The sequence below is a fragment of the Stutzerimonas stutzeri genome (assembly GCF_024448985.1).
In the GTDB taxonomy this organism is placed as follows: domain Bacteria; phylum Pseudomonadota; class Gammaproteobacteria; order Pseudomonadales; family Pseudomonadaceae; genus Stutzerimonas; species Stutzerimonas stutzeri_AP.
The window spans coordinates 16,950-42,106 of the sequence record NZ_JAMOII010000001.1 but is presented as its reverse complement, the minus strand read 5'-3'; the positions used below and the strand labels follow the sequence as shown (position 1 = coordinate 42,106).

At 61.5% G+C, this 25,157-nt stretch carries 27 protein-coding genes and 1 pseudogene; 15 read left to right on the top strand and 13 right to left on the bottom strand.

Annotation, left to right across the window (positions count from 1 at the left end; genetic code table 11):
* Window positions 1–59 precede the first annotated feature (59 nt).
* From NA647_RS00205 to NA647_RS00185, 5 genes are all read right to left on the bottom strand, one after another.
* Window positions 60–1,487, bottom strand: a complete 1,428-nt coding sequence (locus NA647_RS00205) for a cbb3-type cytochrome c oxidase subunit I (RefSeq protein WP_256055876.1) — start codon at window positions 1,485–1,487, stop codon at window positions 60–62.
* Window positions 1,488–1,490: 3 nt separating this feature from the next.
* On the bottom strand, window positions 1,491–1,931 hold the full coding sequence (locus tag NA647_RS00200; RefSeq protein ID WP_256049207.1) for a c-type cytochrome: 441 nt from the start codon (window positions 1,929–1,931) through the stop codon (window positions 1,491–1,493).
* A gap of 882 nt (window positions 1,932–2,813) precedes the next feature.
* Complete coding sequence (locus NA647_RS00195; RefSeq protein ID WP_256055875.1) at window positions 2,814–3,062, bottom strand: cytochrome C oxidase subunit IV family protein; 249 nt, start codon at window positions 3,060–3,062, stop codon at window positions 2,814–2,816.
* A gap of 10 nt (window positions 3,063–3,072) precedes the next feature.
* Window positions 3,073–3,660, bottom strand: a complete 588-nt coding sequence (locus NA647_RS00190) for a cytochrome c oxidase subunit 3 (RefSeq protein WP_256055874.1) — start codon at window positions 3,658–3,660, stop codon at window positions 3,073–3,075.
* Window positions 3,644–4,450, bottom strand: coding sequence for a CbbQ/NirQ/NorQ/GpvN family protein (locus NA647_RS00185; protein WP_272889505.1), 807 nt, complete (start codon window positions 4,448–4,450; stop codon window positions 3,644–3,646). The genes NA647_RS00190 and NA647_RS00185 overlap by 17 nt, the downstream gene beginning before the upstream one ends.
* Before the next feature lie 320 nt (window positions 4,451–4,770).
* On the opposite strand from NA647_RS00185, the gene NA647_RS00180 reads away from it, so the two are divergent.
* The 10 genes and pseudogenes from NA647_RS00180 (at window position 4,771) to NA647_RS00135 (ending at window position 11,878) form a co-directional block, all read left to right on the top strand.
* The gene (locus NA647_RS00180; protein ID WP_256055873.1) at window positions 4,771–6,480 is read left to right on the top strand and encodes a nitrite reductase; all 1,710 of its coding nucleotides are present in this window, start codon (window positions 4,771–4,773) and stop codon (window positions 6,478–6,480) included.
* A gap of 55 nt (window positions 6,481–6,535) precedes the next feature.
* Window positions 6,536–6,850 (top strand): c-type cytochrome, encoded by a 315-nt coding sequence (locus tag NA647_RS00175; RefSeq protein ID WP_256055872.1) that lies wholly within the window; start codon window positions 6,536–6,538, stop codon window positions 6,848–6,850.
* Between the two features lie 21 nt (window positions 6,851–6,871).
* On the top strand, window positions 6,872–7,213 hold the full coding sequence (locus tag NA647_RS00170) for a c-type cytochrome (RefSeq protein ID WP_256055871.1): 342 nt from the start codon (window positions 6,872–6,874) through the stop codon (window positions 7,211–7,213).
* Window positions 7,210–8,384, top strand: a pseudogene (locus tag NA647_RS00165) (cytochrome D1 domain-containing protein). The gene NA647_RS00170 and the pseudogene NA647_RS00165 overlap by 4 nt, the downstream one beginning before the upstream one ends.
* Before the next feature lies 1 nt (window position 8,385).
* A complete protein-coding gene (locus NA647_RS00160) occupies window positions 8,386–8,844 on the top strand; it encodes an Lrp/AsnC family transcriptional regulator (RefSeq protein WP_256055870.1) in 459 nt (152 codons plus the stop codon).
* Window positions 8,841–9,356 carry an AsnC family protein gene (locus tag NA647_RS00155; RefSeq protein WP_256055869.1) on the top strand — a complete coding sequence of 172 codons (516 nt, stop codon included), beginning with the start codon at window positions 8,841–8,843 and terminating at the stop codon, window positions 9,354–9,356. Before NA647_RS00160 ends, NA647_RS00155 begins: the two co-directional genes overlap by 4 nt.
* The gene (locus NA647_RS00150) at window positions 9,349–9,792 is read left to right on the top strand and encodes an Lrp/AsnC family transcriptional regulator (protein WP_256055868.1); all 444 of its coding nucleotides are present in this window, start codon (window positions 9,349–9,351) and stop codon (window positions 9,790–9,792) included. The genes NA647_RS00155 and NA647_RS00150 overlap by 8 nt, the downstream gene beginning before the upstream one ends.
* Window positions 9,767–10,267: a nitrite reductase gene (locus NA647_RS00145; protein WP_256055867.1), complete on the top strand. Its 501-nt coding sequence runs from the start codon at window positions 9,767–9,769 to the stop codon at window positions 10,265–10,267. Before NA647_RS00150 ends, NA647_RS00145 begins: the two co-directional genes overlap by 26 nt.
* A 383-nt stretch (window positions 10,268–10,650) precedes the next feature.
* Window positions 10,651–11,322 carry a hypothetical protein gene (locus tag NA647_RS00140; protein ID WP_256055866.1) on the top strand — a complete coding sequence of 224 codons (672 nt, stop codon included), beginning with the start codon at window positions 10,651–10,653 and terminating at the stop codon, window positions 11,320–11,322.
* A 91-nt stretch (window positions 11,323–11,413) separates the two neighbouring features.
* The gene (locus tag NA647_RS00135; RefSeq protein ID WP_256055865.1) at window positions 11,414–11,878 is read left to right on the top strand and encodes a hypothetical protein; all 465 of its coding nucleotides are present in this window, start codon (window positions 11,414–11,416) and stop codon (window positions 11,876–11,878) included.
* Window positions 11,879–11,986: 108 nt separating this feature from the next.
* Here NA647_RS00135 and NA647_RS00130 read toward each other — a convergent pair whose 3' ends face one another.
* Together NA647_RS00130 and NA647_RS00125 are read right to left on the bottom strand one after the other, a co-directional pair.
* Window positions 11,987–12,214 carry a hypothetical protein gene (locus NA647_RS00130; protein ID WP_256055864.1) on the bottom strand — a complete coding sequence of 76 codons (228 nt, stop codon included), beginning with the start codon at window positions 12,212–12,214 and terminating at the stop codon, window positions 11,987–11,989.
* 15 nt (window positions 12,215–12,229) lie between these two features.
* Window positions 12,230–12,460 (bottom strand): hypothetical protein, encoded by a 231-nt coding sequence (locus NA647_RS00125; RefSeq protein ID WP_256055863.1) that lies wholly within the window; start codon window positions 12,458–12,460, stop codon window positions 12,230–12,232.
* 313 nt (window positions 12,461–12,773) lie between these two features.
* Between NA647_RS00125 and nirJ the strand changes: the two genes are divergently transcribed.
* The 5 genes from nirJ to NA647_RS00100 all read left to right on the top strand — a co-directional run bounded on the left by nirJ (window position 12,774) and on the right by NA647_RS00100 (window position 18,797).
* The gene (gene nirJ, locus NA647_RS00120) at window positions 12,774–13,967 is read left to right on the top strand and encodes a heme d1 biosynthesis radical SAM protein NirJ (protein WP_256055862.1); all 1,194 of its coding nucleotides are present in this window, start codon (window positions 12,774–12,776) and stop codon (window positions 13,965–13,967) included.
* 79 nt (window positions 13,968–14,046) lie between these two features.
* Window positions 14,047–14,883: a uroporphyrinogen-III C-methyltransferase gene (cobA, locus tag NA647_RS00115; RefSeq protein ID WP_256055861.1), complete on the top strand. Its 837-nt coding sequence runs from the start codon at window positions 14,047–14,049 to the stop codon at window positions 14,881–14,883.
* Window positions 14,874–16,394 carry a nitrite reductase gene (locus NA647_RS00110; RefSeq protein ID WP_272889504.1) on the top strand — a complete coding sequence of 507 codons (1,521 nt, stop codon included), beginning with the start codon at window positions 14,874–14,876 and terminating at the stop codon, window positions 16,392–16,394. The genes cobA and NA647_RS00110 overlap by 10 nt, the downstream gene beginning before the upstream one ends.
* A gap of 365 nt (window positions 16,395–16,759) precedes the next feature.
* Window positions 16,760–17,731, top strand: a complete 972-nt coding sequence (locus NA647_RS00105; RefSeq protein WP_256055860.1) for an IS110 family transposase — start codon at window positions 16,760–16,762, stop codon at window positions 17,729–17,731.
* 205 nt (window positions 17,732–17,936) lie between these two features.
* A complete protein-coding gene (locus NA647_RS00100) occupies window positions 17,937–18,797 on the top strand; it encodes a LysR family transcriptional regulator (protein ID WP_256055859.1) in 861 nt (286 codons plus the stop codon).
* Between the two features lie 64 nt (window positions 18,798–18,861).
* On the opposite strand, the gene NA647_RS00095 is transcribed toward NA647_RS00100, so the two are convergent.
* The 6 genes from NA647_RS00095 to NA647_RS00070 all read right to left on the bottom strand — a co-directional run bounded on the left by NA647_RS00095 (window position 18,862) and on the right by NA647_RS00070 (window position 25,153).
* The gene (locus NA647_RS00095) at window positions 18,862–20,001 is read right to left on the bottom strand and encodes an HPP family protein (RefSeq protein WP_256055858.1); all 1,140 of its coding nucleotides are present in this window, start codon (window positions 19,999–20,001) and stop codon (window positions 18,862–18,864) included.
* A 206-nt stretch (window positions 20,002–20,207) separates the two neighbouring features.
* Window positions 20,208–21,323, bottom strand: coding sequence for a methyl-accepting chemotaxis protein (locus tag NA647_RS00090; RefSeq protein ID WP_256055857.1), 1,116 nt, complete (start codon window positions 21,321–21,323; stop codon window positions 20,208–20,210).
* Window positions 21,324–21,337: 14 nt separating this feature from the next.
* Window positions 21,338–22,081, bottom strand: a complete 744-nt coding sequence (locus NA647_RS00085) for an SDR family NAD(P)-dependent oxidoreductase (RefSeq protein WP_256055856.1) — start codon at window positions 22,079–22,081, stop codon at window positions 21,338–21,340.
* Window positions 22,082–22,192: 111 nt separating this feature from the next.
* Complete coding sequence (locus NA647_RS00080) at window positions 22,193–23,383, bottom strand: NnrS family protein (RefSeq protein WP_256055855.1); 1,191 nt, start codon at window positions 23,381–23,383, stop codon at window positions 22,193–22,195.
* Window positions 23,384–24,393: 1,010 nt separating this feature from the next.
* The gene (gene tatA, locus NA647_RS00075; RefSeq protein WP_177493057.1) at window positions 24,394–24,576 is read right to left on the bottom strand and encodes a twin-arginine translocase TatA/TatE family subunit; all 183 of its coding nucleotides are present in this window, start codon (window positions 24,574–24,576) and stop codon (window positions 24,394–24,396) included.
* Window positions 24,577–24,601: 25 nt separating this feature from the next.
* On the bottom strand, window positions 24,602–25,153 hold the full coding sequence (locus NA647_RS00070) for a nitrous oxide reductase accessory protein NosL (RefSeq protein WP_256056289.1): 552 nt from the start codon (window positions 25,151–25,153) through the stop codon (window positions 24,602–24,604).
* Window positions 25,154–25,157: the final 4 nt, after the last annotated feature.

Genomic DNA, 25,157 nt, shown 5'->3' with positions numbered 1-25,157 from the left:
GTATAAACAACAACGGCCCGCTGGAGTCAGCCGGGCCGTCGTTCATCTTGCGGTTAGTCTCAGGCTGCAGCGGCGGCTGCAGGCACGTCCGCGGTGACCCGCCCACGCTGCCTGAAGCTGTACAGGTAGCAGACCAGGCCAACGAGGAAGAACACCCCGGCGATCAGCCGCAGCCAGAAGAACACGGCCAGTTGGTCGGCGGTATTCATGAAGGACATCGCCGCGCCGTCCGCCGGGATGCGTTGCAGCCAGACCTGCACCACGCCAGCGGCGGTGAGGAACAGGGTGATGGCAACCATCGACAGCGTCATCAGCCAGAAGCCCCACACTTCGATGCGCTGAGCCCGTGCATCCGGTGCTTCACCCAAGCCACGCAGACGCGGCATGGCGTAGCTGATCATGGTCATGACGATCATCGCGTAGGCACCGTAGAAAGCCAGGTGGCCATGGGCGGCGGTCAGCTGCGAACCGTGGGTGTAGTAGTTCACCGGAGCCAGGGTGTGCAGGAAGCCCCACACGCCGGCACCGAGGAACGCCGTCACGGTCGTACCGGTGGCCCACAGCGAGGCGGCCTTGTTCGGATGCTGGCGACGACGACGGTTCACCATGTTCAGCGAGAACAGCACCATAGCGAAGAAGGGCAGCGGCTCAAGAGCGGAGAAGATCGAACCCAACCACAACCAGACCTCGGGCGCACCGATCCAGAAGAAGTGGTGGCCGGTACCGATGATGCCGGTGATCAGGGCCATGGCGATGATCACGTAGAGCCACTTCTCGATCACTTCACGGTCGACACCGGTGATCTTGATCAGGACGAAGGCCAGCATCGAACCCATGATCAGTTCCCACACACCCTCAACCCACAGGTGCACCACGAACCACCAGTAGTACTTGTCCCGCGCCAGGTTTTCCGGGTTGTAGAAAGCGAACAGGAAGAACACCGCCAGGCCGATCAGACCGGTCATCATCACCGTGCTGATCACGGTCTTGCGACCTTTGAGCATGGTCATGCCGATGTTGTAGAGGAAGCCCAGGGCGACCAGCACGATACCGATCTTGGTGATCGTCGGCTGCTCCAGGAACTCCCGGCCCATGGTCGGCAGCAGGTGGTTGCCGGTCATCTCCGCCAGCCCGGCGTAAGGAACGAACAGGTAGCCGAGGATAGTCAGCACGCCGGCTGCGGCGAACACCCAGAACAGGATGATGGCCAGTTTCGGGCTGTGCAGTTCACGGTCCGCTTCCTCGGGAATGAGGTAGTAGGCCGCGCCCATGAAGCCGAACAGCAACCAGACGATCAGCAGGTTGGTGTGAACCATCCGCGCCACGTTGAATGGCAGCAGTGGGAACAGGAAGTCACCGACGACGTACTGCAGGCCCATGATCAGGCCGAACAGGATCTGCCCGACGAACAGGATCAGCGCGAACACGAAGTAGGGTTTGGCGACCGCTTGCGATTGGAATTTGAGATGCGGATTCATGATGCTCATCTCTTAGCCCTCCTTGTTTGGCGGCCAGTTGTTGGTATCGATCTTCGAAGTCCATTTGAGGAACTCCGCCAGATCGTCGACTTCCTGCTCGCTCAGGTTGAATTGCGGCATCGCGCGGCGTCCCGGGGCGCCCAGCGGCTGCGCCTTCATCCAGGCGGCCAGGAAGGGCTTGAACGCCGCATCTTCGCCACGACGAACAAAGACATTGCCCAGCTCCGGCGCGAAGTAAGCACCTTCGCCCAGCAGGCTGTGGCAGCCGATGCAGTTGTTGTTTTCCCAGACCTCTTTTCCGCGCACTACCGCCTCGGTCAATTCCGATGCATTCGTTCGTTCTGGGAAGGTTTGTTCTGTGTGATAGGTCAGGCCTAGGAATACCAGGAAGAAGAACACGCTTCCCCCGAAGTAAATATTCCTGGCCATCCCCTTGGTAAAGGTCTCGGACATGGTCGCCTCCTCATGGCGTTGGCGTGGCCAGTTTAAGAAGGCAGCTATCTAAACCTGCTTGATGGTAATCAAGAAAAAAGACCAAACGTTTTAGTCGGGTTTAGATGAGGCGTATAGGGGCAGCGTTGAGAGCACGGCAGGGGCTGGATCGAAGGTTGAAATAGCACTTTGGCGTTTGTTTGGGGGACGGTGCAGGGCAACAAGGGCAGCCCCTCACCCTAACCCTCTCCCCAAAAAACACCGCGCTCTAATCGGGACAAACTGCCGGGGAGAGGGGACTGCTCCGGTGTGGGCAACCAAGAGCTTTTCGTCTCCAGTCTTGTAGGTGGGCTTTACCGATACCCATGCAAAACGGGCAGACGAAGGTTGAGCCGGAGTAAAAAGACGCAGCAGTACAGGCTATTGCCGGTATCGGTGGGCTGAAGCCCACCCTACCTCGCTGAAACCGTTTGGAAGGAAAGAGAATGCTCCGAGCTTCCCCTGACCCTAACCCACTCCCCGAAAACCATCGCGTTCTAACCCAGACAAAGTGCCGGGGGAGGAGACTGCTCCGGTACGGGAATACCGCAGCATTGATCGTTCCCATGCTCCCGCGTGGCAAACCGCAGGGCTGTAGGGTGGGCTTCAGCCCACCAGAGAGCGGCCCACGCGCCGTGAGAACGCATCCGGCACGGCACTGGTGCGCGGGAGTACTGAAAACGGACACAGAGCGCCCAGCGCAACGCGCCTATGCGGAGCATGGGGACGATCAAGAGTGCTGATATCGGTGGGCTGAAGCGGAACGCCGCCCGGCCCACCCTGCTCGCTTCAGCCAGAAACCGGACCGTAGGGTGGGCTTCAGCCCACCAGAGCGCGAGCTTCCAATGCCCGGCCTGGCACAACTCAAACCAACGTCAGAATCACCCCAACCACCATCACCAGCGGCCAGCCGAGCATCAGCAAGCGCCACATGACGGGGGCGTGGCACATTTCCATGAAGCGTTCGGTGATCACCCAGCCTTTCAGCAATGCGATGACCAATACCGCCGCAGCGAGCAGCAAGGTCGAACCGGCGTTGCCGAGCACCACCGTAGCCGTGGACAGTGCGGCCAGCGCTAGCCAGCAAACAATCAGCACATTCGAAGCAGACATCACGACCTCGTCAGTTGATCACGTAGACCAGCGGAAACAGCACCACCCAGACCACATCCACCATGTGCCAATAGAGCACGCCGGATTCCAACCCGGCGCAGTCACGCGCGGTATAGGCCCGCCGACGACACCGCTCGGCCATCCAGCCGAGGATCACCATCCCCAGCAATACGTGGAGGAAATGAAAGCCGGTCAGAATCCAGTAAAGCGTGAAGAAGGTGCTGTGTTCGAGTCCCAGACCCAGCCCGGACAGGTGGCTGTACTCGTTGAGTTTGAGCACCACGTAGACGCAGGACGTCACCAGCGCCGCCAACAGCAACGCCGCCGCGCGACGTGGCCGATCCATGCGCACCTGCTCCACCGCCAGCGCGGCAAGCAGACCGGAGGTCAGCAGGCTCAACGTCAGCGCCAGCCCGATGGAGCTGTCCAGCGCCGCGCGGCTTTCGCGAAACGTCTCGGCGTTTAGTAATTGAGTGACGGCGAACGCCAGGATCAGGATGGCGAAAACCGTCAGCTCGGCGAGGATGAAGAACCACATCGCCAGATCGCCCGGCAGCCGGCGGCTCCTCAGGGCGGGGTGTTCATGCGAAGTGGACATCGACCACATCCATCAAAGCGGCTACGGTTTGCGGATCATCCGACAGCGGCTCGGCGAGGCACGCCATGCAGGCCTCGCGCGGGCTCATACCGGAACGGATCATGCGTGCGGTAAAGATCAGCAGGCGGGTCGAGGCGACTTCCTCCAGATCATGCTGTTCGAGGCGACGCAATGCCTGCCCGAGCTTGACCACCTGCGCGGCCAGGGCGGCATCCACCTGCGCCTCGTTGGCGACGATGCGCTGTTCCTCGGCAGCCGATGGGTAATCGAAACGCATGGCGACGAAGCGCTGCCGGGTGCTGGGCTTCATGCCCTTGAGCAGGTTCTGGTAACCGGGGTTGTAGCTGACCACCAACATGAAGCCCGGCGGCGCCTTCAGTGCTTCACCTGTGCGTTCGATGAACAGTTCGCGGCGATCGTCAGCCAGCGGGTGCAGCACCACGGCGGTGTCCTGCCGCGCTTCGACCACCTCATCGAGATAGCAAATGCCACCCTCGCGCACCGCGCGGGTCAGCGGGCCGTCCTGCCACCAGGTGCCCTGAGCGCCGATGAGATGGCGACCGACCAGGTCGGCGGCGGATAAATCGTCGTGACAGGCCACGGTGTATAGCGGCAGATTAAGACGATGCGCCATGTACTGTACGAACCGGGTCTTGCCGCAGCCGGTCGGGCCCTTGATCAGCACCGGCATGCCGTGACGCCAGGCCTGCTCGAAGAGCGCCTCTTCGTTACCCAGCGATTGATAGAACGGCGCATCGGGCACACCGACAAGATTCTCGGGCGCGTTCATTGGCAATACCTCACTGCGGCAGTTGGTTATTCATCTGCCCACCAAACTACCCGCCACACCCTGCCCTCTCAAGCCATCCGCCGGCGAAGCTTGATTACGGTCAAGCTCGGAGAGAAATGGCCGCTTTTGGCTAGCAATTTGCCGGTATCTCCCCGCGACACGACGTCACGTCTGGCCCATCCCGTGGGCACTCTTGATTGCCATCAAGCGCATTCGCAGCGGCTCTCTCTAGGATGCAAACCGCGCACAGCAAGCCCCGGGAACTGCCACATCGCCGTCATTAGCAGGAACCGCAAGATGCGGTCAGAAGGAGAAAGAGTATGAGCAAACCAGTATTGGCGGGCTTCATCGCCGGCTTTTCACTGCTCGGCCTGGCAGTCGCCCAGGCGGCAACCAATCCCGAAAGCGCCGACGCGGCCTACAAGGGGCGTGCCTCCAGCATCGATCCTTCGAGCGCCCAGGTGGTGCATTCCCCCGGCGCACCGGACCTGAGCGCAGCCGAGTTCGACAAGGCCAAGGAAATCTACTTCCAGCGCTGCGCTGGCTGCCACGGTGTGCTGCGCAAGGGCGCCACCGGCAAGCCGCTGACGCCGGACATCACCCAGGAACGCGGCCAGGCCTTTCTCGAAGCGCTGATCACCTATGGCTCGCCCGCCGGCATGCCCAACTGGGGCACCTCCAATGCGCTGACTAAGGACGAAATCACCTTGATGGCCAAGTTCATCCAGCACACGCCGCCGACCCCGCCCGAGTGGGGCATGGCGCAAATGAAGGACTCCTGGAATGTACTGGTCAAGCCCGAGGACCGGCCGACCAAGCAGATGAACAAACTGGACCTGCCCAACCTGTTCTCCGTCACCCTGCGTGACGACGGCAAGATCGCGCTGATCGACGGCAACAGCAAGGAAATTATCAAGACCATCGACACCGGCTACGCCGTGCACATTTCGCGCATGTCCGCTTCGGGCCGCTACCTGCTGGTGATCGGGCGCGACGCCAAGATCGACATGATCGACCTGTGGGGCAAGGAGCCGGTCAAGGTCGCCGAGATCAAAGTGGGCATTGAAGCCCGCTCGGTGGAAACCTCCAAGTTCAAGGGCTACGAGGACAAGTACGTGATCGCCGGCGACTATTGGCCGCCGCAGTTCACCATCATGGATGGCGAGACCCTGGAGCCGCTGCAGATCGTGTCGACCCGCGGCATGACCGTCGGCACCCAGGAATATCATCCTGAACCGCGCGTGGCGGCGATCATCGCCTCTCACGAGCACCCCGAGTTCATCGTCAACGTCAAGGAAACCGGCAAAGTCATGCTGGTCAACTACGAAGACATCGACAACCTGTCCACCACCATCATCGGCACCGCGCCCTTCCTGCACGATGGCGGTTGGGATGTGAGCCACCGTTACTTCATGACGGCGGCGAACAACTCCAACAAGGTAGCGGTGATCGACTCCAAGGCCCGCAAGATGGCGGCGCTGGTGGATGTCGGCAAGATCCCGCACCCCGGCCGTGGCGCCAACTTCGTGCACCCCGAATTCGGACCGGTGTGGGCTACCAGCCACCTGGGCGACGAGACCATCTCGCTGATCGGCACCGACCCGGACAAGCATCCGGACAGCGCCTGGAAAGTGGTGCAGACGCTCAAGGGCCAGGGCGGCGGATCGCTGTTCATCAAGACGCACCCGAACTCCAGCCATCTGTATCTGGATACCACCTTCCACCCGGACGCCAAGGTCAGCCAGTCGGCCGCCGTGTTCGACATCAACGACCTCCAAGCCGGCTACAAAGTATTGCCGATCGGCGACTGGTCAGGGATCAAAGACGGTGCCAAGCGTGTCGTACAACCCGAGTACAACCAGGCGGGTAACGAGGTCTGGTTCTCTGTGTGGAGCGGTCAGGAAGAGGATTCGGCTATCGTGGTAGTCGATGACAAGACCTTGAAACTGAAAAAGGTGATCAGGGACAAAAGATTGATTACCCCAACGGGTAAATTTAACGTCCATAACACTCAGCACGACGTCTACTGAGTGTCAAACCGGGGAGGACGTCAAGATCCTCCCCATTAGCCTTGAGGAAATACTGATGAAGAAAATCCTAGTTCCATTGCTCGCCCTGGGCGGCGCGCTGATGCTGCAACCGGCGATTGCTCAGGACGGCGAAGCGCTGTTCAAGAGCAAGCCTTGCGCAGCCTGCCACAGCATCGATGACAAGCTGGTTGGCCCGGCATTCAAGGAAGTCGCCGCCAAATACGCGGGCCAGGAAGGCGCAGCCGACCTGCTTGCCGGCCACATCAAGAACGGCAGCCAGGGCGTCTGGGGTCCGATCCCGATGCCGCCAAACGCTGTAACCGAAGAAGAAGCCAAGATCCTCGCCGAGTGGGTTCTTAGCCAGAAGTAACCTAGCGTCCTGGAGGACGTCATGACAGTGTCCCGACACGCAGTATCACGTTTGGGGCTCGCCCTGGCGTCCCTCCTCCTGATTCCCGCAGCCCTGGCCGCGGCACCTGATGCCGAACGCCAGGCTCAACTCGAACACCTTCTCGTGCAGGACTGCGGTTCCTGTCACGGCCTGCGCATGACCGGCGGCCTCGGCCCCGCCATCACCCGCGACGCACTGGCCGGCAAACCCCGCGAAAGCCTCATCGCCACCGTGACCCACGGAAGACCCGGCACCGCCATGCCCGGCTGGAATGCCCTGCTCGACGAGCAGGACATCGTCTGGCTGGTCGATCTGCTTCTCGAAGGATATCCAAAGCCATGATCCGTCCCTTCCTGCTGCTGGCTGCGGCCGGCCTGCTTTGCGCCTGCGCGCAACAACCCCTGCGCGGCACCGGCGACCTGGGCGTGGTGGTGGAACGCGCCACCGGCAGCCTGCAACTGATCGAGAGCAGCGCATGAGCAGCCTGGCGCGCATCGAGGGGCTGGGCGACCTGTCCCACGCGTCGGTGGTGTTTTCCCGCGACCAGCGCTTCGCCTATGTCTTCGGCCGCGACGGCGGGCTGACCAAAGTCGACCTGCTGCGCCAGCGCATCGACAAGCGCCTGATCCAGGGCGGCAACAGCATCGGCGGCGCCATCAGTCAGGACGGCAGTCTGATCGCCGTGGGCAACTACGAGCCGGGCGGCGTCAAGGTCTTCGACGCCAAGACCCTGGAGCAGATCGCCGACATTCCCGCCACGCCGCTGGCCGACGGCAGCCGCAATTCCCGCGTGGTGGGCGTCACCGACGTACCGGGCCAACGCTTCATCTATAGCCTGTTCGATACCGGCGAAACCTGGCTGCTGGACTTCAGCCAGAGCCGCACGCCGCAGATCAGCCGTTTCGAGAACATCGGCAACCAGCCCTACGATGCGCTGCTCACGCCGGAGGGTCGTTACTACATCGCAGGCCTGTTCGGCGAGGACGGCATGGCCAAGCTCGACCTCTGGCACCCCGAGCGCGGCGTCGAACGCATCCTCGACGGCTACGGCCGTGGCCAGCAGAAACTGCCGGTCTATAAGATGCCGCACCTGGAAGGCTGGACCGTGGCCGGCAACCAGACCTTCGTGCCCGCCATCGGCCAGCATCGCGTGCTGGTAATGGACAGCGAGAACTGGCAACAGACCGGTGCCATCGACGTCGCCGGCCAGCCGATCTTCGTCATGGCGCGCCCCGATGCGCGGCAGATCTGGGTCAACTTCGCCCATCCGGACAACGGCAAGATTCAGGTCATCGACAGCGAAACCCACGACATCATCGCCACCCTGGAGCCCGGCCCTGCCGTGTTGCACATGGAGTTCACCGCGCGCGGCGACCAGCTCTGGCTGTCGGTGCGCGACGGCGGCGAAATTCAGGTCTGGGACCCCTACACGCTGAAACTGCTCAAGCGCCTGCCGGCGGAAAGCCCGAGCGGCATCTTCTTCAGCAGCCGCGCCCACGAGACGGGGTTGTGACATGCAACTGGACAGCCTCAGCCGCCGCCTGATCGACCGCTTCCAGCACGGCATGCCGCTGTGCGCCGAACCCTACCGCGCCATGGCCGAGGCGCTGGAGTGCAGCGAACAAGAAATCCTCGCCAGCCTTGAGCAGCTGGAACGCAGCGGCGGGCTTTCCCGAATCGGCCCGGTTTTCGAGCACAGCCGCGCCGGCGCCAGCACCCTGGTGGCACTGGCCGTGCCGACCAATCGCCTCGAAGCCGTGGCGGCGCGTATCAACAGCTACCCCGAGGTCAACCACAACTACCTGCGCGAGCATGACTACAACCTCTGGTTCGTGGTCACCGGCCCTGACCGCGCGCACCTGGACGCCCTGCTGGCGCAGATCGAGGCGGAAACCGGCCTCACGCCGCTGGACCTGCCGATGGAATGCGCCTACCGCATCGACCTTGGCTTTCCCATTGGAGATGCGCCATGACCGGCACCCTCGACCACTCGCAGGCCATGCAGCTGCGCAGCCTGCTCGAAGCGGGCCTGCCGCTTGCCGCCCGTCCTTATCGGATGCTGGCCGAACGCATCGGTGCCAGCGAACAGGCAGTGCTCGAACAGGTCCGGCACTGGAGCGAGGACGGGCTGTTTCGCCGCGTCGGCCTGGTGCTCAAGCATCGCGCGCTGGGTTTTCGCGCCAATGCCATGCTGGTGCTGGACATCGCCGACGATCAGGTCGACGAAGTCGGCCGACGTCTCGGCCAGGCCGCCGGCATCAACCTCTGTTACCAGCGCCCGCGCCGCCTGCCGGACTGGCCCTACAACCTGTTCTGCATGGTCCACGGCCGCGAGCGCGAACAGGTCTGCCAGCTGATCGAAAACCTGCTGGCCGAACACGGATTGAGCGAAGTGCCGCACCGGTTGCTGTTCAGCACCCGAGCCTTCAAGCAGTGCGGTGGCCGCTATGCCCCGTCCGTCACGGCCGAGCAAGCCCATGGATGATCTCGACCGCAAACTCATAAACCGCCTGCAACATGGCCTGCCGCTGGTAAAGCAGCCCTGGCAGGCGCTGGCCGACGAGTTGGAAAGTGATCCGCACACCCTGCGTGCGCGGGTTCAGGCGCTGCTGGACGACGGCACCCTGACCCGCTTCGGCCCCATGTTCGACATAGATCGCCTCGGCGGTGCTTTCACCCTGGCGGCGCTATCGGTGCCGGAAGAACGCTTCGACGCGGTGGTCGCCATCCTCGACGCCCTGCCGGAAGTCGCCCACAACTACCGCCGCGAACATGAGTGGAACATGTGGTTCGTACTGGGCTGCGCGACACCCGAAGGCATTGCCGAGACCATTGCCCACATCGAATCACAGACCGGCCTGCCGGTACTCAACCTGCCCAAGGAGGAGACCTACCATGTCGGCCTGCATTTCTCGATTTGATGGCCGGCTTGATCCCGACCTGGTGCGCCGCCTGGTGGAACTCACCCAGTCGGGCTTGCCGCTGGTGGACAATCCCTGGGCATGGATCGGCGAGCGCCTGGACCTCGACGAAGACGCCGTGCTTGACCTACTGCGCCAGCTACAGGACGACGGCGCCATCCGCCGCATCGCCGCCGTACCCAACCACTACCGCCTGGGCTACAAGCACAACGGAATGACCGTGTGGGACGTGGACGACGCCCACCTCCCCCGCCTCGGTCCACTGCTCGGCTCACAACCCTTCGTCAGCCACTGCTACCGCCGCCCCCGCCGCGACGGCTGGCGCTACAACCTGTTCGCCATGGTGCATGGGCGCAGCGCCGAGGAGATCGAAGATTACCGCGCACAGATTCGCCAACTGCTTGGCGAAGCGTGCCGGGGGGACGAGATGCTGGTGAGCAGCCGGATATTGAAGAAGACGGGGTTGCGGGTGTAACCGCAGAGCCAGCGCCTGCAGCCAAGTCCAGATTCATTTCTACGCCACCTCAACTTCCGTAGGCTGGACAATAATGATGTCAAAATAGTAGCTTCGACCCAAAACTCAAATCGGGATCGTTGCGTGACTTCAACTCATACTCCTCCCTTACCACCTCGAATGGCCACCGTACCGGTACGAATTGTTTCGTGTGCCGACAGTGAGCCGCTGTCTGGAAAAGAAGGTTAAGCCAATATGGGAGATCGGGCAGAGTGCGCGGTAGAGCTTCGAGAAGAGAAAGTTCTGGGCCTAGCGCAAGCAGGGCGAGCGCAGTTATACACGTTGTTATGCATTAGGGTGAAATTCCATCCAATTACTGTTAGGGCTCACAAGCAACTGAGTTTATGGAACATATAATCAATTGGACAAATGAAAACTCAGGCTTTCTAGCTCTTGTCTTATTTTTGGCAACTTTATTTTTGGGCTGGATATCTGGAGTTTTTAAAGCGCTGAAACGAAAGCCAGAGCTAAAGATAGAGGTCCTACAGGGGCCAACATTTTGTGCTTCGTTTGATACGTCTAGAACATGGAACGGGCATAAAACACATCGGACTGCTATTTCACTTTATCTGTCCATCACAAATATTGGCAGTGCGCCGACTGACATAAAGTTTATTTACGTAGGCTACAGATCGAAAAACCACTCCATCCCATTTCGTTGGTTCTGGCTTAAAGAAATTACAGTTTCAAAATCTGACTTCGTCATGAAACTTGGAAAAGACTCAAAGGTTTTCCCGTTTCTTATGCAAAGAAACCAGCTTACGAACAACCAAATTGATACCTATTTGCTTGAGGGAAAAAGGTGTAACGGAGTTGTCTATTTTGAACAAGATGAGTCTTGGGGTGATTATCTACCCAAAACACGCAACAATAGAATGACGATAAAGATCAAGGTATTCGATGTATACGGCAACCATTACTCCACCAAGACAGTCATTAACAAGGTAACTCTTGATGCAGCCAAAGAAGTCAGTGAAAAATTCGGTGAAACAAGAGAGTCATTGGTTGGAGTATAAAGCCCTAAAATAAATCAACTTCGAGCCTTTGGCGCCGACGCAGCAAAGCTGCGCCGGTTATTGAAGCGATAAGTGCGTATCGGAGAACACTGTGGAACACAATTTCGAAAAACTAAAAGCCCACATACTCCCACTCTCACGGTCAGACAAGTTTGAGACAGCCCGTACTGAGTGGGACTTGGTAAGTGTTGAGATCACGGAAGTGTTCGACCACTGCCCCTGCGGGCAAGAGATCAAGGAGCACTGCTACATAACAAATCGCATCACAGGCGAATCGACCTACGTTGGAAACGTTTGCATCAATCGCTTCCTTGGGATCGACACTGGCAACTTGTTCGACGGCCTGAAGCGCATTGCGAAGGATTCATATGCAAACGCAAACCTTGACGTCATCGAGCTTGGCCGAAAAATGGGCTATATCTATGACACTGAATACGACTTTTTGGTTAGCACCCGCCTAAAGCGTAAGCTCTCCGAAAAACAGCTTGAGTGGAAGCGCAAGATCAATCGTCGGATTACGCAGCAGATTTCGGTGCAACGTCGTAAACGCACCTAACAATTCATTCAAACCGATACCGCTTCGCGGCACGGCTTAATTTTTCGTCTGTGGAGAAAGACCGGTTGCACGTAGGCAACCGGCGCTAGTCAGCGACACGTCACTGAGTCAGAACTGGCTGCACAGCGCCAGGAGCAGCAGACATAACACCACCAACCCGACACAGCACACGTAGGTGTCTGCTCGCGAGCCATCCGGTCGGAGGTGCGTCGGGTAACGGCCCAGCGTGAAAAGCCGGACCACTGGCCAGCCGCAGAAAAAGAAGAAGGTGCTCAGAATCAGCTCGGAAACCACATAACCGAGGCATTGCACGAGCATGCTGATTAGAAATTCCACGCAGCCACGAGCCTGTCAGAACCGCCATTCGGGCTTGAACAGGCCAACCACGAAAAACAGCGTGGTAAAGCCCCACATCACGACCGCATAGAGCCGAATCTGCTCGGCGTTCCATGGCCAGGCGAACCACTCCAGAAAGGCCATGGCTTTCCAGCCCTCGAGCCAGTGCGCGCCACCCCAACTGATGATCCATTTCCAGAACAGGCTGTTCAGGCAGTACAGCGCAACGAACTCTCCGATATCCATGGATCACCCCTCAGCGGTCAAGGAGCGGCAGTCTATGCGAAGCGGCCTTTTACAGGGTTTGACGGCAGTCTCGTTGCAACCCGCAAGCATCGCAGCTTGGTCCCCGAGGCGCTCCGCTTCAGCCCAGCAGGACACCGCGCCGTCGGCGATTACGGTGGGCTGAAGCCCACCCTACGTCTGCCATGATCCGGTCACCAGCCTCTCGCGCTACCACCCCTTTATTTGTTTCGGATCAAGGACCGGCCACCCCACCTCGGTAATGCTGCAGCCATCGATTCACCCACGAAGCCGCCGCTTCCTGAGGAGACGCCCGATGTTGAGAATCAGCCATTACCTGCGTGCCCTGGCCCGCCCGGATTCCGGCCCGGTGCTCGGTGCACGAGGCACACAGGGAACCCGCCCGCCGGTAGTCATCTGGAACCTGCTGCGGCGCTGCAACCTGACCTGCAAGCACTGCTACGCCACCTCCGCCGACAGCGAATTTCGCGATGAGCTGGATACGGCCGAAGCCCTGAAGGTGATCGACGATCTGCACGACGCCGGTGTGCGCGTGCTGATCCTCTCCGGTGGCGAGCCGCTGCTGCGGGACGACATCTTCGAGCTCTCGGCCTACGCCCGCGAAAAGGGCTTTTTCGTGGCGCTGTCGACCAACGGCACGTTGATCGACGAGGGCAACATCGAGCAGGTGGCTGCGGCGAAGTACGACTATGTCGGCATCAGCATCGATGGGCTGGAGGCGGTGCATGACGAATGGCGCCAGCTCAAGGGCAGCTTCGTCGCCTCGATGCACGCCATCGACCTGTGCCGCCAGCACGGCATTCGCGTCGGGTTGCGCACCACCCTGACGCAGAACAACTATCCACAGTTGCCCGCCCTGCTGGAGCTGATGCGCGAGCATGACGTGCAGAAGTTCTATCTCTCGCACCTGAACTACAGCGGGCGTGGCAAGCGCAGCCGTAAGGCCGACGCCCACCACCAGATGACCCGCGACGCCATGCGCCAGCTGTTCGAACAGGCCTGGGACGACGTGCAGAACGGCCGCGAGACCGACTTCGTCAGTGGCAACAACGACGCCGATGCGATCCTGCTGCTCCAATGGGTCGAGGAGCTTCTGCCGCAGCATCGCGACCGTCTGGAGCAGATGCTGCGCGCCTGGGGCGGCAACGCCTCGGGCAACGGTATCGCCAACATCGACAACATCGGCGATGTGCATCCCGATACCTACTGGTGGCAGCACACCGTCGGCAACGTGCGCCGACAGAGCTTCCGCGAACTCTGGCTGGACAAGCCCGAACCGCTGCTGCGCGAACTGCGCCAGCACCCTCGCGCCGTGGGTGGGCGCTGCGCCGAATGCCGCTGGCTGCCGATCTGCAACGGCAACACCCGCACCCGCGCCTGGGCCTCCGGTGACCTGTGGGCGGAAGATCCCGGCTGCTACCTGAGCGACGAGGAAATCGGTCTGCCGCTTCCCTTGCGCATTCCCAGCGTGGAAATCAGCGCCCTGTAAATCAGCAACACCCAGCGGTCGTCAGAACCGTACTCAGCCAAGCGCAACCGTCAACCTGATGAGAAACACAGGAGTCCGCATGGACCAGCCAATCACACTCCCCGCTTCGCTGAGCGCCGCATTCGCCCCTGGTGAAGTTGCCCTGGTCGGTGCCGGCCCTGGCGACCCGGGCCTGCTCACCTTGCGCGCCTGGTGCCTGCTGCAGCAGGCCGATGCGGTGGTTTACGACCGTCTGGTCAGCAAGGACCTCATGGACCTGCTGCCGGATATCTGCAGCCTCCATTACGTCGGCAAGACCAGCGGCTACCACAGCCTGCCGCAGCCGCACATCAATCAGTTGCTGGTGGACCTGGCGCGGCAGGACAAGCGCGTGGTGCGCCTGAAGGGCGGCGATCCCTTCATCTTCGGCCGTGGCGCCGAAGAACTGGAATTCCTGCTCGAACACGGCATCGACTGCCAGGTGGTGCCGGGCATCACCGCTGCCGCCGGCTGCAGTACCTATGCGGGAATCCCCCTGACGCACCGCGATCTGGCTCATTCCTGCCAGTTCATCACCGGCCACCTGCAGGAGAACGGCGAGCTGCACTTGCCCTGGACGGCCTTGGCCGAAGGCAACCAGACCCTGGTGTTCTACATGGGGCTGGCCAGCCTCGGCGAAATCTCGCGCAACCTGATCGCCGCCGGCCTGCCGGTGGATACGCCTGCCGCGCTGATTGGCAATGGCACTCGCCGCGATCAGCAGGTGGTGCGTTGCACACTCAAGCAGTTGCCGAGCATGGCCGAGGAACAACAGCTGACGCCGCCCACGCTGACCGTGATCGGCAAGGTGGTCGGACTGTTCGAAGGCCGGCAGGTCGAGTATCCCGCGCGCCTGCGCAGTGAAGTCGCCAGACAATCGGAGGCCCTATGCGGCTGATTGCTACGTTATTGGTCGCCGCCGCCCTGCCCGCCGCCACCTTCGTCGCGCTCGACATGGCGATTCCACGCGCCGCTGCCGCCGAGGCAACCGATGCCCATGCGCTCTACCAGCAGCACTGCCAGAGCTGCCATGGCGTCGATCGCCTCGGTGGTGCCGGCCCCGCGCTGTTGCCGGAAAGCCTGGGGCGGATCAAGTCGGACGAGGCGCGCAAGGTCATCCGGAACGGCCGTCCGGCCAGCCAAATGGCGGCCTATGCGACGGTGCTCGACGAGGCGCAGATCGACAGTCTGGTCAGCTACCTCTATCGGCCTTCCGCCGTACCGCCGACCTGGAGCGATGCCGACATTCGCGCCAGCCACCGGATACTGGCGGACGTTACCCAGCTGCCCGACAGTCCGCAGCACGGCGCCGATCCGCTCAACCTGTTCGTCGTGGTCGAGGCCGGGAACCATCATGTCCGCATTCTCGACGGTGATCGCTTCGAGGAGCTGGCCAACTTCCCCTCGCATTTCGCCCTGCACGGCGGACCGAAATTCTCCCCCGACGGGCGCTTCGTCTACTTCGCCTCGCGCGATGGCTGGGTCAGCGTCTACGACCTACATAACCTGACGATGGTCGCCGAAGTCCGCGCTGGGCTGAACACCCGCAACCTGGCCGTGAGCAACGATGGCCGCTGGGTGCTGGTGGGCAACTACCTGCCGGGCAATCTGGTGCTGCTCGATGCCCGCGACCTGTCGCTGGTCAAGCACATACCCGCGGTGGGCCTGGCCGGCACGCCATCACGGGTCAGCGCCGTGTACACCGCACCACCGCGCGACAGCTTCGTGGTCGCGCTGAAGGACGTGAAGGAAGCCTGGGAACTGTCCTACGCCGGCGAACCGGACTTCGTGCCGCGACGCATCGAAGCCGCGGACTTTCTCGATGATTTCTCCTTCACACCCGACTACCGTCACCTGCTCGCCACCTCGCGCAAGGCCCACGGCGGCCAGGTGATCGATTTGGATACAGGCAAGGCGGTCACCGACATCCCTCTGCCCGGCATGCCGCACCTCGGTTCGGGCATCTACTGGAAACGCGGCGGCGACTGGGTGTTCGCCACCCCGAACGTCAGCAAGGGCCTGATCTCGGTGCTCGACATGAACAGCTGGGAGCTGATCAAGGAGATTCCCACCGAAGGTCCAGGCTTCTTCATGCGCAGCCACGAGCATTCGAAGTACGCCTGGACCGATGTGTTCTTTGGCCCCAACAACGATGCCGTGCACCTGATCGACAAACAGACCCTGGAAGTCGCCCACACCCTGCGCCCGATGCCCGGCAAGAACGCCGCACATGTCGAGTTCACCAAGGACGGCGAGCACCTGCTGCTCAGCGTCTGGGACACCGACGGCGCGCTGATCGTCTATGACAGCGATACCCTGGAGGAGATCAAGCGCATCCCGATGAACAAACCCTCGGGCAAGTACAACGTCGGCAACAAGATCGAGTTCGCCGAAGGGACATCGCATTGAAAGCGAAAGACGAAAAAGCGCTGAAGGATGGAAAGCTGGGCGAGAAACCGTGACGTTGTCGGACGGCGTTTCGATTCAGCCCGTCCGTGTGATCCCGGTACCTCGTTTTTGGTGGGCTGAAGCCCACCCTTGTATCTCGACTACCACACCATTTGGGGTGATAGTTCCCGACTGATCATCGGGGGAAGGTCGGAAGCCGTGCCCACCCTGAGGCCGCGAGCCTGCGACGTAGATAGCGCTTCGGCCTTCCACACTCACTCGAACAGCTCGAACGGTATCCAGAGCCCGCCGTTGGCGAGAGCTCGCATCCACAAGGTTGAGCTGAGTGCAGTGATGATCGTTTTGAATCAGCACAAGGAGTTCTCATGCCCTGCATCATCGGCATTGATATCGCCAAGCGCACGTTCGATATCGCCACCCTGCAGACCAACGGCAAGTACCGCACCAAGGCCAAACTGGCCAATGATGCAGCCGGTTTCGAAACGCTGATGCAGTGGCTGGCCAAGCACAGCGGCCTTGAGGCCTGGATCGTTATGGAAGCGACCGGCACCTACCACGAAGCGTTAGCGCAGTGGTTGCACGGCAAGGGGTATCGCGTCTGTGTCCTGAATCCGGCCCAGGTTGCCTACTACGCTCGCAGCCAACTGCAGCGCGTGAAGACCGACAAGGTTGATGCCAAGCTCATTGCCGAGTATGGCGAGCGGCATCAGGATGAGCTGCGGGCTTGGCAGCCCGAGCCTCACGCCATCCGCCGCCTCAAAGCATTGGTGCGCCGCTTGGAGGATCTACAGGATATCCAGCAGATGGAGCGCAACCGTCTGGAGATTGCCGATACCAGCGTGCAGGCCTCGATCCACTCGGTGCTTCAACACGTCGATCGGCAAATCACCGAAACGCTCAAAGCGATCCGAGACCATATCGATGATGACCCGGACCTGCGCAACAAACGCGACCTGCTGACCAGCATCGATGGTATCGGCGAACGGTCAGCAGCTTTATTGCTGGCCGAGCTCGGCGACCCCTTACGCTTCGCCAGCTCACGCGCGATCACTGCCTCTGCCGGGCTGAACCCCAGGCTGCAGGAGTCCGGCACCTTTAAGGGCCAGACGCGCATCTCCCGGACAGGCTCGTCTCGTCTGAGGGCTGGGCTCTATATGCCAGCCGTGAGCTCACTCAAGCACAACGCAGCCATCAGCGCCTTACGTGACCGCCTCAAAGCCCGCGGCAAGACCGGCAAACAGATCGTCTGTGCAGCGATGCGTAAGTTATTGCACATCGCTTATGGAGTGCTGAAATCGAACCAGCCTTTTGATCCAAAACTGGCTCTTGCTCACTAGGGAGTAAGACGGTATCTACAGGCTTGGACGATACCGTAGGGTGGGCTTCAGCCCACCGGTGTTTTCATAGCGTTGGCAACAGGTGGATTCGCCAAGGGAGCATCGAATTAGGCCGGCCCGCCCTACGCCAGCGCTCTTATTGCTTATATCTTCAGCTTCTCATCCAAAAGTGCTCTCATAACAATTTTTCTGATACGAGCATTCCATGGATATCGATCTCGCCCGTACCTTTCTCGAGATCATTCGCAGTGGCAGCTTTGTGGCCACTGCTGAAAGGCTGCACATCACGCAAACGGCGGTGACCGCGCGGGTGCGCAGTCTGGAAACGCAGCTCGGCTGTCGGCTGTTCATACGCAACCGTGCCGGCGCGCGGTTGACCAGTGATGGCGAGCGCTTCGTCACCTATGCCACGCAGCTGGTGCAGACCTGGGAAACCGCGCGGCGAGATCTGCCGTTGCCGCGCGGTTTCGACAATCTGCTGTCGCTCGGTGCCGAGGTGAGTCTGTGCAACCCGCTGATGCTCGCCTGGGCCCAGCGCCTGCGCCAGGAAATGCCGGATCACGCGCTTCGCAACGAAGTGGACAGTGGGATCGCATTGCAGAAGCAACTCGACCTCGGCGCGCTGGACGCGGCGCTGGTGCATCAACCCGAATACTGGCCGGGCCTGCAGGTCGAGCAGCTGCTGGAAGAAAAGCTGATCCAGGTGGAGCACTGCAGCATCGCGGAGCCCTACGTCTACGTGGATTGGGGCCCCGCGTTCCGCCAACAGCACGACCTCGCGCTGCCGGGCCACATCCGCACAGCAATATCGTTCAGCCTGGGCCCGCTGGCCCTGCAGTACCTGATGCAGTGTGGTGGTCGCGGCTACTTCCGCACGCGGGTGGTGCAGCGCTATCTGGACGAAGGTGTTCTCAAACGCGTCGAGCACGCGCCGGAATTCAGCTATCCCGTCTATCTGGTGTATGCGCGCGCGGCGCAGTCACCCGCCTTGTTCAAGGCGATCGAGTTGCTGCGCGAGGTGGCCGAGGACGATTACGACTGGTCGCGCTGGAACTACCAGATCTGAGCGCCAGCCACCCCACCCTCCGTAGGGCCGAATTTATTCGGCCGCAGGTCTCCAGGCATCACGCCTAGTCAGGCAGGTGCTTGAGCCAGTTTCGATAGAGCGCGGCGATCAGATCGGTCTGGGTGATCATGCCTACCAAGCGCTGTTCGTCGTCCACCACCGGTAAGCAGTGCAGCCCCCGGTCGGACAAAAGGAACACCAGGTCGACCATGTGCGTGTCTTCGGTCACCGAGACCACCGGGCTGCTCATGATCGCGCGAAGTTGCACGCCGCGAAGAAACTTCAGCTGCCCGAAGTTGATGCGCGCAGACGCGGGACGGAAGTGTTTGAGCAGGTCGACCAGGGTCACGATGCCCACCAGTTTGTGGCTGTCAGCCTGCAGCACCGGCATCGAATGCAGACGGTGCTCGCGCAGGGTCTGCCAAGCGCGCTGGATCGAACAGTCCGGTGTGCCCCAGTAAAGGTCGCGGGACATGATGTCGGCTGCGGTGATCTCGCCCATGCTGCGTCGCAAGGCATGCTTTTCGGTCTGCTTGATCAGCTGCGCAAGGTCGTCGCGCGTGACGTCCACGTATTCGCCAAAGTCGGCCAGCGCACGCTCGACGTCATCCTCGCTGAAGCTCATACGCTCGCTGGGCAGTGCGTCCTGTGTGTGATGGGTGTTGCCCTTCTGCGGGCGCGGCTTCGGGTAGGCATGCCCGCTGAGGTTGTTGTAGATCAGCGCAACCGCGATCAACAAAGCCGAGTTGAACGCCACCGGATAGAGCAGTTGAAAACCGTACGCATGAATTTCCGGGCTGCCCACCACCGCGACCAGCGCCAGCGCCGCCCCCGGCGGATGCAGACAGCGCAGGCCGAACAGACAGAAGATCGCCAACGCTCCGGCCAGACCCGCGGCGGTCGCGATGGGCACGTCACTGACACCCAGCGCCACGCCGATCGCGGTCGCGAACAGGTTGCCGGCCAGCACCGACCATGGCTGGGCAAAAGGGCTCGACGACGCGACGAACACCAGCACCGCCGATGCGGCTGCCGGTGCCGCGAGAGGCAGGGCGATCGAGGCGCCGAATATCCAGGCACTGACGGGTATCGTCACCAGCAGTGCCAGGCCGATACCCAGCGCGGCGCGCAACCATTCAGCGGGACGCGCGGACAATGGCGCGGGCGCAAAAGACCGGCACCAGTCGAGAAGGCGTTCTTGCATTGTTTCTGCTTTGGTTGGGAGGTTGTTTCGCCAGCCAGCGGCGCGCGCTGCTAGCTGTGTGACGGTAGACCGGCGCGCTGAAAGTCGCACCTGTCATATGGCGCGCGACATTGTCGATGCGCCGCCAACGCATCGCCAATGAATAGTATTGGATTGCAGCTGCAATATTTTTGCAGCAAACGCATGAGCAGGCCGTCTCGGTCCCGTTATGACGCCTCGGTCACCGGCTGAGCGGCCTTTTCATGCGCTCGGATCAGCGCCGCGACAATGCGCATCACCTCCAGGTTGGCCTCCTCCATCCTGCTCAAATACGTAAGCGTATCTTCCAACGCATGCCGGCCGAACGCATCGAGCGCTTGCTGCCCTTGATGATGCACGGCCATATGGGGCCGCTCGATCTGCTGAAACTGCTGCAGCCGGTGCATGTCTCGATTGCTCTGGGCGTAATACCAGCGCCCGAAGCGACACTCGCGCTCGCTGGGCAGAGCCGACAGCCTTGGGTCACCCGAGCCGAGCACATGGTTATAGACGACGAACTTCAGCGACAGCTCATCGAGGTTGGCCAATTCGACGCCGGCACGGAACGATGAATGCTCGATGCCCTGACGCATGGCGCCCGCCAGTTGATGAAGCTCTCGCATGGCCGCGACGGCACGTTCGGTGGTTCGGCTGAAGCCCTGGGCCAGTTCGCCCTGCAGCTGGATGTAGTCATGCACATGAGCGATCTCGCGCTGGACTTCGGCAATCTTGCGCACGATGTCGGCGGTAGCCAGTGCGGTCTTTTCCGCCAGCGTTCGAACCTCACCGGCGACCACGGCGAAGCCGCGACCGGACTTCCCGGCCCGCGCCGCCTCGATGGCGGCATTGAGCGCGAGCAGGTTGGTCTGACTGGCGATGCCGCTGATGAGGTCGACGATGCCGTTGATTTCCTGCGAGCGCTGCGCGAGGGTGTCGACCTTGTGTGAAGCCTCATTGAGCCCGCTTTCCATGTCGACGGCCTTGCTGCGCAGCTCGCCGAAATGCTGCTGGTTGCTCAGCGCCGCGTTGGCGACTTGCTCCGCGCGATCGCGGTTATCACCGAGCCGGCCCGTGAGGTATTCGAACGAGTCGCCCAGGTGCGCTACCGAATCGCTGAAGCGCACCAGGTTACCGGCCACGCCACGGTAATAGTCCAGCTGGCGTTTACCCGCGGCGCTCTCCGCATTCGCCGCCGCCAACTGCTTTTCCAGCGCCGCGATACGCGCAGCCTGGTCGGTGCAGGTCCGCTGCAGAGCATCGCGTTGTTGCTGAAGGTCCTGCGCGGTCCGCTTCCATTTGAACATCGTCGGCCTCGCGATCAGTTGATGGTGTAACCGTTGTCGACGACCCAGTCCTGACCGTAAACGCCACGGGCACCCTGCGACAGCTGGAACAGGATGACGTTGGCGACCGCCGCCGACTCGAGAAAGTGCCCCGGTAGCAGCCGTTTGCTCACGCCTTCGGCGACCTGCTCGAGCTGCTCGTCGGCTAACCCCAGCGAGCCCCAGATCGCCGTCGCGGTCGGGCCCGGCGAAACAACGTTGATGCGCACATCCAGCGGCGCGAATTCCACCGCCAGGGTGCGCGCCTGGGCGATCAGCGCGGCCTTGCTGGCGATATAGGCGGCGAGGCCGGGGAAGGTCCCACGCGCCAGAAAGGTACCGATGAAGACCACCGACGCCGGCTTGGCCAGCTCGGTGCGCAGCGCGGCCAGGGTGTTCAGCGCACCGGCGCCGTTGACGGTCCATTGCCGATCGAAGCAGGCCATGTCGAGGCTATCGCCCAGCTCGGCGATGCCGGCGTTCGGCACCAGATAATCCACCGGGCCGAGTTCCGCCGCGCGGCACCGCAACGCGGCCAGATCGTCCGCAGACGTCACGTCGCCGGCGATCCAGTGCAGGTGCTCGGGATAGGTTTCGATCAATTGCCCGAGGCCGCCGAGCGTGCGCGACAGGGCTAGCACTCGAGCACCACGCTGCAGCAGCGCCGTGCACAGCGCCAGACCGATCCCCGAGCTGGCGCCGGTGACGACTGCCAGGCGGTCTTTGAACTCGTTTTTCATCATCATCTCCGATGCCGGCGTCCGCCGAGCCGCAGGCTGCCCGTCCCGGATTTGGGCAGGCAGCGTTTTCTCTGTTGAATGAATAAGCGGGCAGTGCCTGGTAAGGAGATATCAGCCCGGATGGCCGTCGACCCGTGCACTCAGCAGCATCGGCGCGTAACGCCAGACGTAGAGCGCGAAGGCCAGCGCCCAGCAGATCGCTGCCAGCCAAAGGCCCGTCACCGGCCACTGGCCGGAAAGGAACACCCGCGAGGCCGCCCCGAGGTTGAACAGCACGAAGGCACCGACGATGCCACTCGGCAGCTGCAACGGGCGCCCGGTGTGGCCAAGCGTGACGCGCGCGATCATCGCTAGAATCAGGCCGCTCATGGAGCCCACCGACAGCGCATGCAACGAAGGGCTGGAGCTGCTCAGCAAGCCGAAATTCCACAGCGCCAGCCCCGCCGCTGCGACCACCAGCCAGAGCATCGCCACGTGCAGTGACCAGAGCAGCGGCACGCGCCAGATGCCGCCGTCGTACCAGCGCACCAGCCGCAGCAGGTGGCCGGTGGCGATGGCCAGGAACAACACGCCGATCAACAGGTGCTGTTGCAGCGCGACGCCTGCGGCATAGAGCACGGCGATCAGGCCGGTGCCGACCAGCAGAGCCACGTCCAGCCAGACCCAGGGTTTCACGGCTTCGGTGTGGCCGAGGCCGCGCTGCGTGAAGAAGGGAATCACCCGCCCGCCAATGATCGCCATCAGCGCCGCCACCAGCCACAGCCCGGCGAGGATGCCTTGGCGCTGCAATCCGTCATTGCCTTGGGCAATACCGCAAAGCACCAGCACGTCGGCGCCGATCATCAGCGTAAGTACCGCGACGATCGGGTAGTTGCGCTTCTGCCGGACCACCCAGAGCATGCGCGCCATCAGCCCGGTCACGCCGAGCATGAATAGCAAGTCCAGCGGGACCACCAGCGCCAGCGGCAGGCCGAACAGCCAGCCCAGCCGCGCCAGCAGCCAGACGGCGGCCAGTGCCATCAACTTATTGCCGGAAACGCCGGGTTGGCCGGTCCAGGTTTGCCCCGCAGTGAGCAGGAAACCGGCGACGATCGCCATGGCGAAACCGAACAGCATTTCGTGGCGATGCCAGGACAACCAGCCGCCGGTTGGCTGGAAACCGGGCCAGATGCCGGTCCAGGTGGCGACCCAGAGCGGAATCGCGAGCATGGCGAAGAGGCTGCCGGCGAGAAAAAACGGGCGAAAGGCGAGCCGCCACAGAGGCGGGATACTCAGGGCTTTTCGCCGATCGATTACTTGCACAAAGGCCTCCTGATCTTCTTCGTGTCCGCCCGGCGGGATGAAGTCTGCCGGGCAGAACCGTGATCGCTCCGATATCGCGGAGCCAGGATTACTTTCTACAGGTTAGAAGGCTCCGACAGACTTGATTGCGATCATCTTTTTGCCGAGCCGCCTCGGTGCCGACGATTGGCAGGCTTCAGGGCCCGGACGCAGGGGCGTCAGGTTGGGGTTCCCGTGCGTGAGCGTGACGTCAGCCGTGCCGCTTATTTCAGGTTCATCGCGCTTTCCGGGGGACAAAGATTGGTATCGGACGGGCAGGTGATACTGCCAGCTCGTTTAAGCTTGCACTTTGGAGATCAGGGCTATTACCGAGCGTGCTGACACTTCAGGTTTCGCCCTGCTGGGCGAGTCCCTTTTTCTTGTTTGGCCAAGAAAAAGGAACCAAAAAGAAGGCCACCCCAACATCCGGGTTTTGCTTCGCAAAACTTCCCTCGCTCCGGCGCCGCTCCGGGGCCCGGCTTACAAGGGCCATCCATGGCCCTTTAAGCCTCTCGCGGCATCCATGCCGCTCGTCCCCTGCGCAGCGCCTTCGCTCGGCCTCCTGAAGGGGGACTCGGGACCGAGTCGTCTGGAAGTTCTCTAGCAGCGATAGAAGCAAAGCGCTTTGCTTGTTCACATGCACGGCCTAACAGGCGACGCGAAACGCCCCATCAGAAGGGTGAGCGGAATCGTTGCGCAGAGGGGCGAGCCGCATGGATGCGGCGATAGCCGTAATGGGCCATGGATGGCCCTTGTACGGCGACCCTCGGAGCGGCGATGGAGCGAACGGACCCGGAGCGAAGCGCAGGGCCGGATGCAGGGGCAAGCGTTTTTGGTTACTTTTTTCGCGATTGAAAAAAGTGACTCGCCCAGCAGGGCGAAACCAAGCCATCAAGCAACTCGATAAGCGCTTATAAACCCAAAACATCATTCAACACATCCCAACTTGCCAGCCCAGCGCCCAGCAACCATGCCGCTGAAATACGAAAAACCTATTTCAACTCCTGCTTAACCGCATCCCCCTGCGTTGCGCTTTCCCCATCACTCATGGATTTACGAAAGCCACTGATGGCGCCGCCCAAGTCCGAACCAAGGCCGCGCAGGCGCTTGGTACCGAACAGCATCACCACGATCAGCAACACGATCAGAAGCTGCCAAATGCTGATACCCATCATTTTTCTATACCTCTTGTTAGCCGGCCTAATGACCGGCGTGAGCGTTGTGGTGATCCGACATGTGCTGATGCATGCCTGAGGACTGTTGAAGCACCGACTGATCGATCTCCTCGAAGCGCAATACCCGCCCGCCCTGTTCGGCGGCCAGCTTCTGCGCGGCCGCCTCCTCAGCGAACGTCGCCAGTACCGCACCCATCGCGCCTTTGAGCCCAGTTCCGGCCACGTAATAAGCGCTGGTGGCATCGATCAGATATTCATCATTCGGTTGTTCCCAGCTGCTGCGCCCCATGTCGTGAACGTACAGTTTGGCGTTCAGCACGCGGTTCTCCGGCTGCAGCCACCAGCCGAGCATCTCCGCCGTGGAGCAGAACTTGCGCACTCCGCCCTTCTCGACCGCCTGCCCCTTTGGACCGGGAAAGTCAGCGATGACCATGCCGCAGACATGGCACTCATCGTCGGCATGGAAAGCGACCGGTTCCAGAACCTGCTCCACCTGCTCGGATTCATTACAGCCGGCCAAAGCCAGCAGCAAGATGGCAACCAACGCTCGAGAAGCCTGTACGTATAACGCATTCATCATT

Excerpts from the sequence above, each read along its gene's own strand:
- NA647_RS00195 (WP_256055875.1), bottom strand. The coding sequence starts at position 3,062 with ATGTCTGCTTCGAATGTGCTGATTGTTTGCTGGCTAGCGCTGGCCGCA.
- NA647_RS00085 (WP_256055856.1), bottom strand. The coding sequence starts at position 22,081 with ATGAAAAACGAGTTCAAAGACCGCCTGGCAGTCGTCACCGGCGCCAGC.
- NA647_RS00125 (WP_256055863.1), bottom strand. The coding sequence starts at position 12,460 with ATGGATATCGGAGAGTTCGTTGCGCTGTACTGCCTGAACAGCCTGTTC.
- NA647_RS00140 (WP_256055866.1), top strand. The coding sequence starts at position 10,651 with ATGGAACATATAATCAATTGGACAAATGAAAACTCAGGCTTTCTAGCT.
- nirJ (WP_256055862.1), top strand. The coding sequence starts at position 12,774 with ATGTTGAGAATCAGCCATTACCTGCGTGCCCTGGCCCGCCCGGATTCC.
- NA647_RS00070 (WP_256056289.1), bottom strand. The coding sequence starts at position 25,153 with ATGAATGCGTTATACGTACAGGCTTCTCGAGCGTTGGTTGCCATCTTG.
- NA647_RS00155 (WP_256055869.1), top strand. The coding sequence starts at position 8,841 with ATGACCGGCACCCTCGACCACTCGCAGGCCATGCAGCTGCGCAGCCTG.
- NA647_RS00150 (WP_256055868.1), top strand. The coding sequence starts at position 9,349 with ATGGATGATCTCGACCGCAAACTCATAAACCGCCTGCAACATGGCCTG.
- NA647_RS00090 (WP_256055857.1), bottom strand. The coding sequence starts at position 21,323 with ATGTTCAAATGGAAGCGGACCGCGCAGGACCTTCAGCAACAACGCGAT.
- NA647_RS00200 (WP_256049207.1), bottom strand. The coding sequence starts at position 1,931 with ATGTCCGAGACCTTTACCAAGGGGATGGCCAGGAATATTTACTTCGGG.
- cobA (WP_256055861.1), top strand. The coding sequence starts at position 14,047 with ATGGACCAGCCAATCACACTCCCCGCTTCGCTGAGCGCCGCATTCGCC.
- NA647_RS00160 (WP_256055870.1), top strand. The coding sequence starts at position 8,386 with ATGCAACTGGACAGCCTCAGCCGCCGCCTGATCGACCGCTTCCAGCAC.
- NA647_RS00095 (WP_256055858.1), bottom strand. The coding sequence starts at position 20,001 with ATGCAAGAACGCCTTCTCGACTGGTGCCGGTCTTTTGCGCCCGCGCCA.
- NA647_RS00100 (WP_256055859.1), top strand. The coding sequence starts at position 17,937 with ATGGATATCGATCTCGCCCGTACCTTTCTCGAGATCATTCGCAGTGGC.
- NA647_RS00190 (WP_256055874.1), bottom strand. The coding sequence starts at position 3,660 with ATGTCCACTTCGCATGAACACCCCGCCCTGAGGAGCCGCCGGCTGCCG.
- NA647_RS00205 (WP_256055876.1), bottom strand. The coding sequence starts at position 1,487 with ATGAGCATCATGAATCCGCATCTCAAATTCCAATCGCAAGCGGTCGCC.
- NA647_RS00175 (WP_256055872.1), top strand. The coding sequence starts at position 6,536 with ATGAAGAAAATCCTAGTTCCATTGCTCGCCCTGGGCGGCGCGCTGATG.
- NA647_RS00145 (WP_256055867.1), top strand. The coding sequence starts at position 9,767 with ATGTCGGCCTGCATTTCTCGATTTGATGGCCGGCTTGATCCCGACCTG.
- NA647_RS00105 (WP_256055860.1), top strand. The coding sequence starts at position 16,760 with ATGCCCTGCATCATCGGCATTGATATCGCCAAGCGCACGTTCGATATC.
- NA647_RS00110 (WP_272889504.1), top strand. The coding sequence starts at position 14,874 with ATGCGGCTGATTGCTACGTTATTGGTCGCCGCCGCCCTGCCCGCCGCC.
- NA647_RS00180 (WP_256055873.1), top strand. The coding sequence starts at position 4,771 with ATGAGCAAACCAGTATTGGCGGGCTTCATCGCCGGCTTTTCACTGCTC.
- NA647_RS00170 (WP_256055871.1), top strand. The coding sequence starts at position 6,872 with ATGACAGTGTCCCGACACGCAGTATCACGTTTGGGGCTCGCCCTGGCG.
- tatA (WP_177493057.1), bottom strand. The coding sequence starts at position 24,576 with ATGATGGGTATCAGCATTTGGCAGCTTCTGATCGTGTTGCTGATCGTG.
- NA647_RS00185 (WP_272889505.1), bottom strand. The coding sequence starts at position 4,450 with ATGAACGCGCCCGAGAATCTTGTCGGTGTGCCCGATGCGCCGTTCTAT.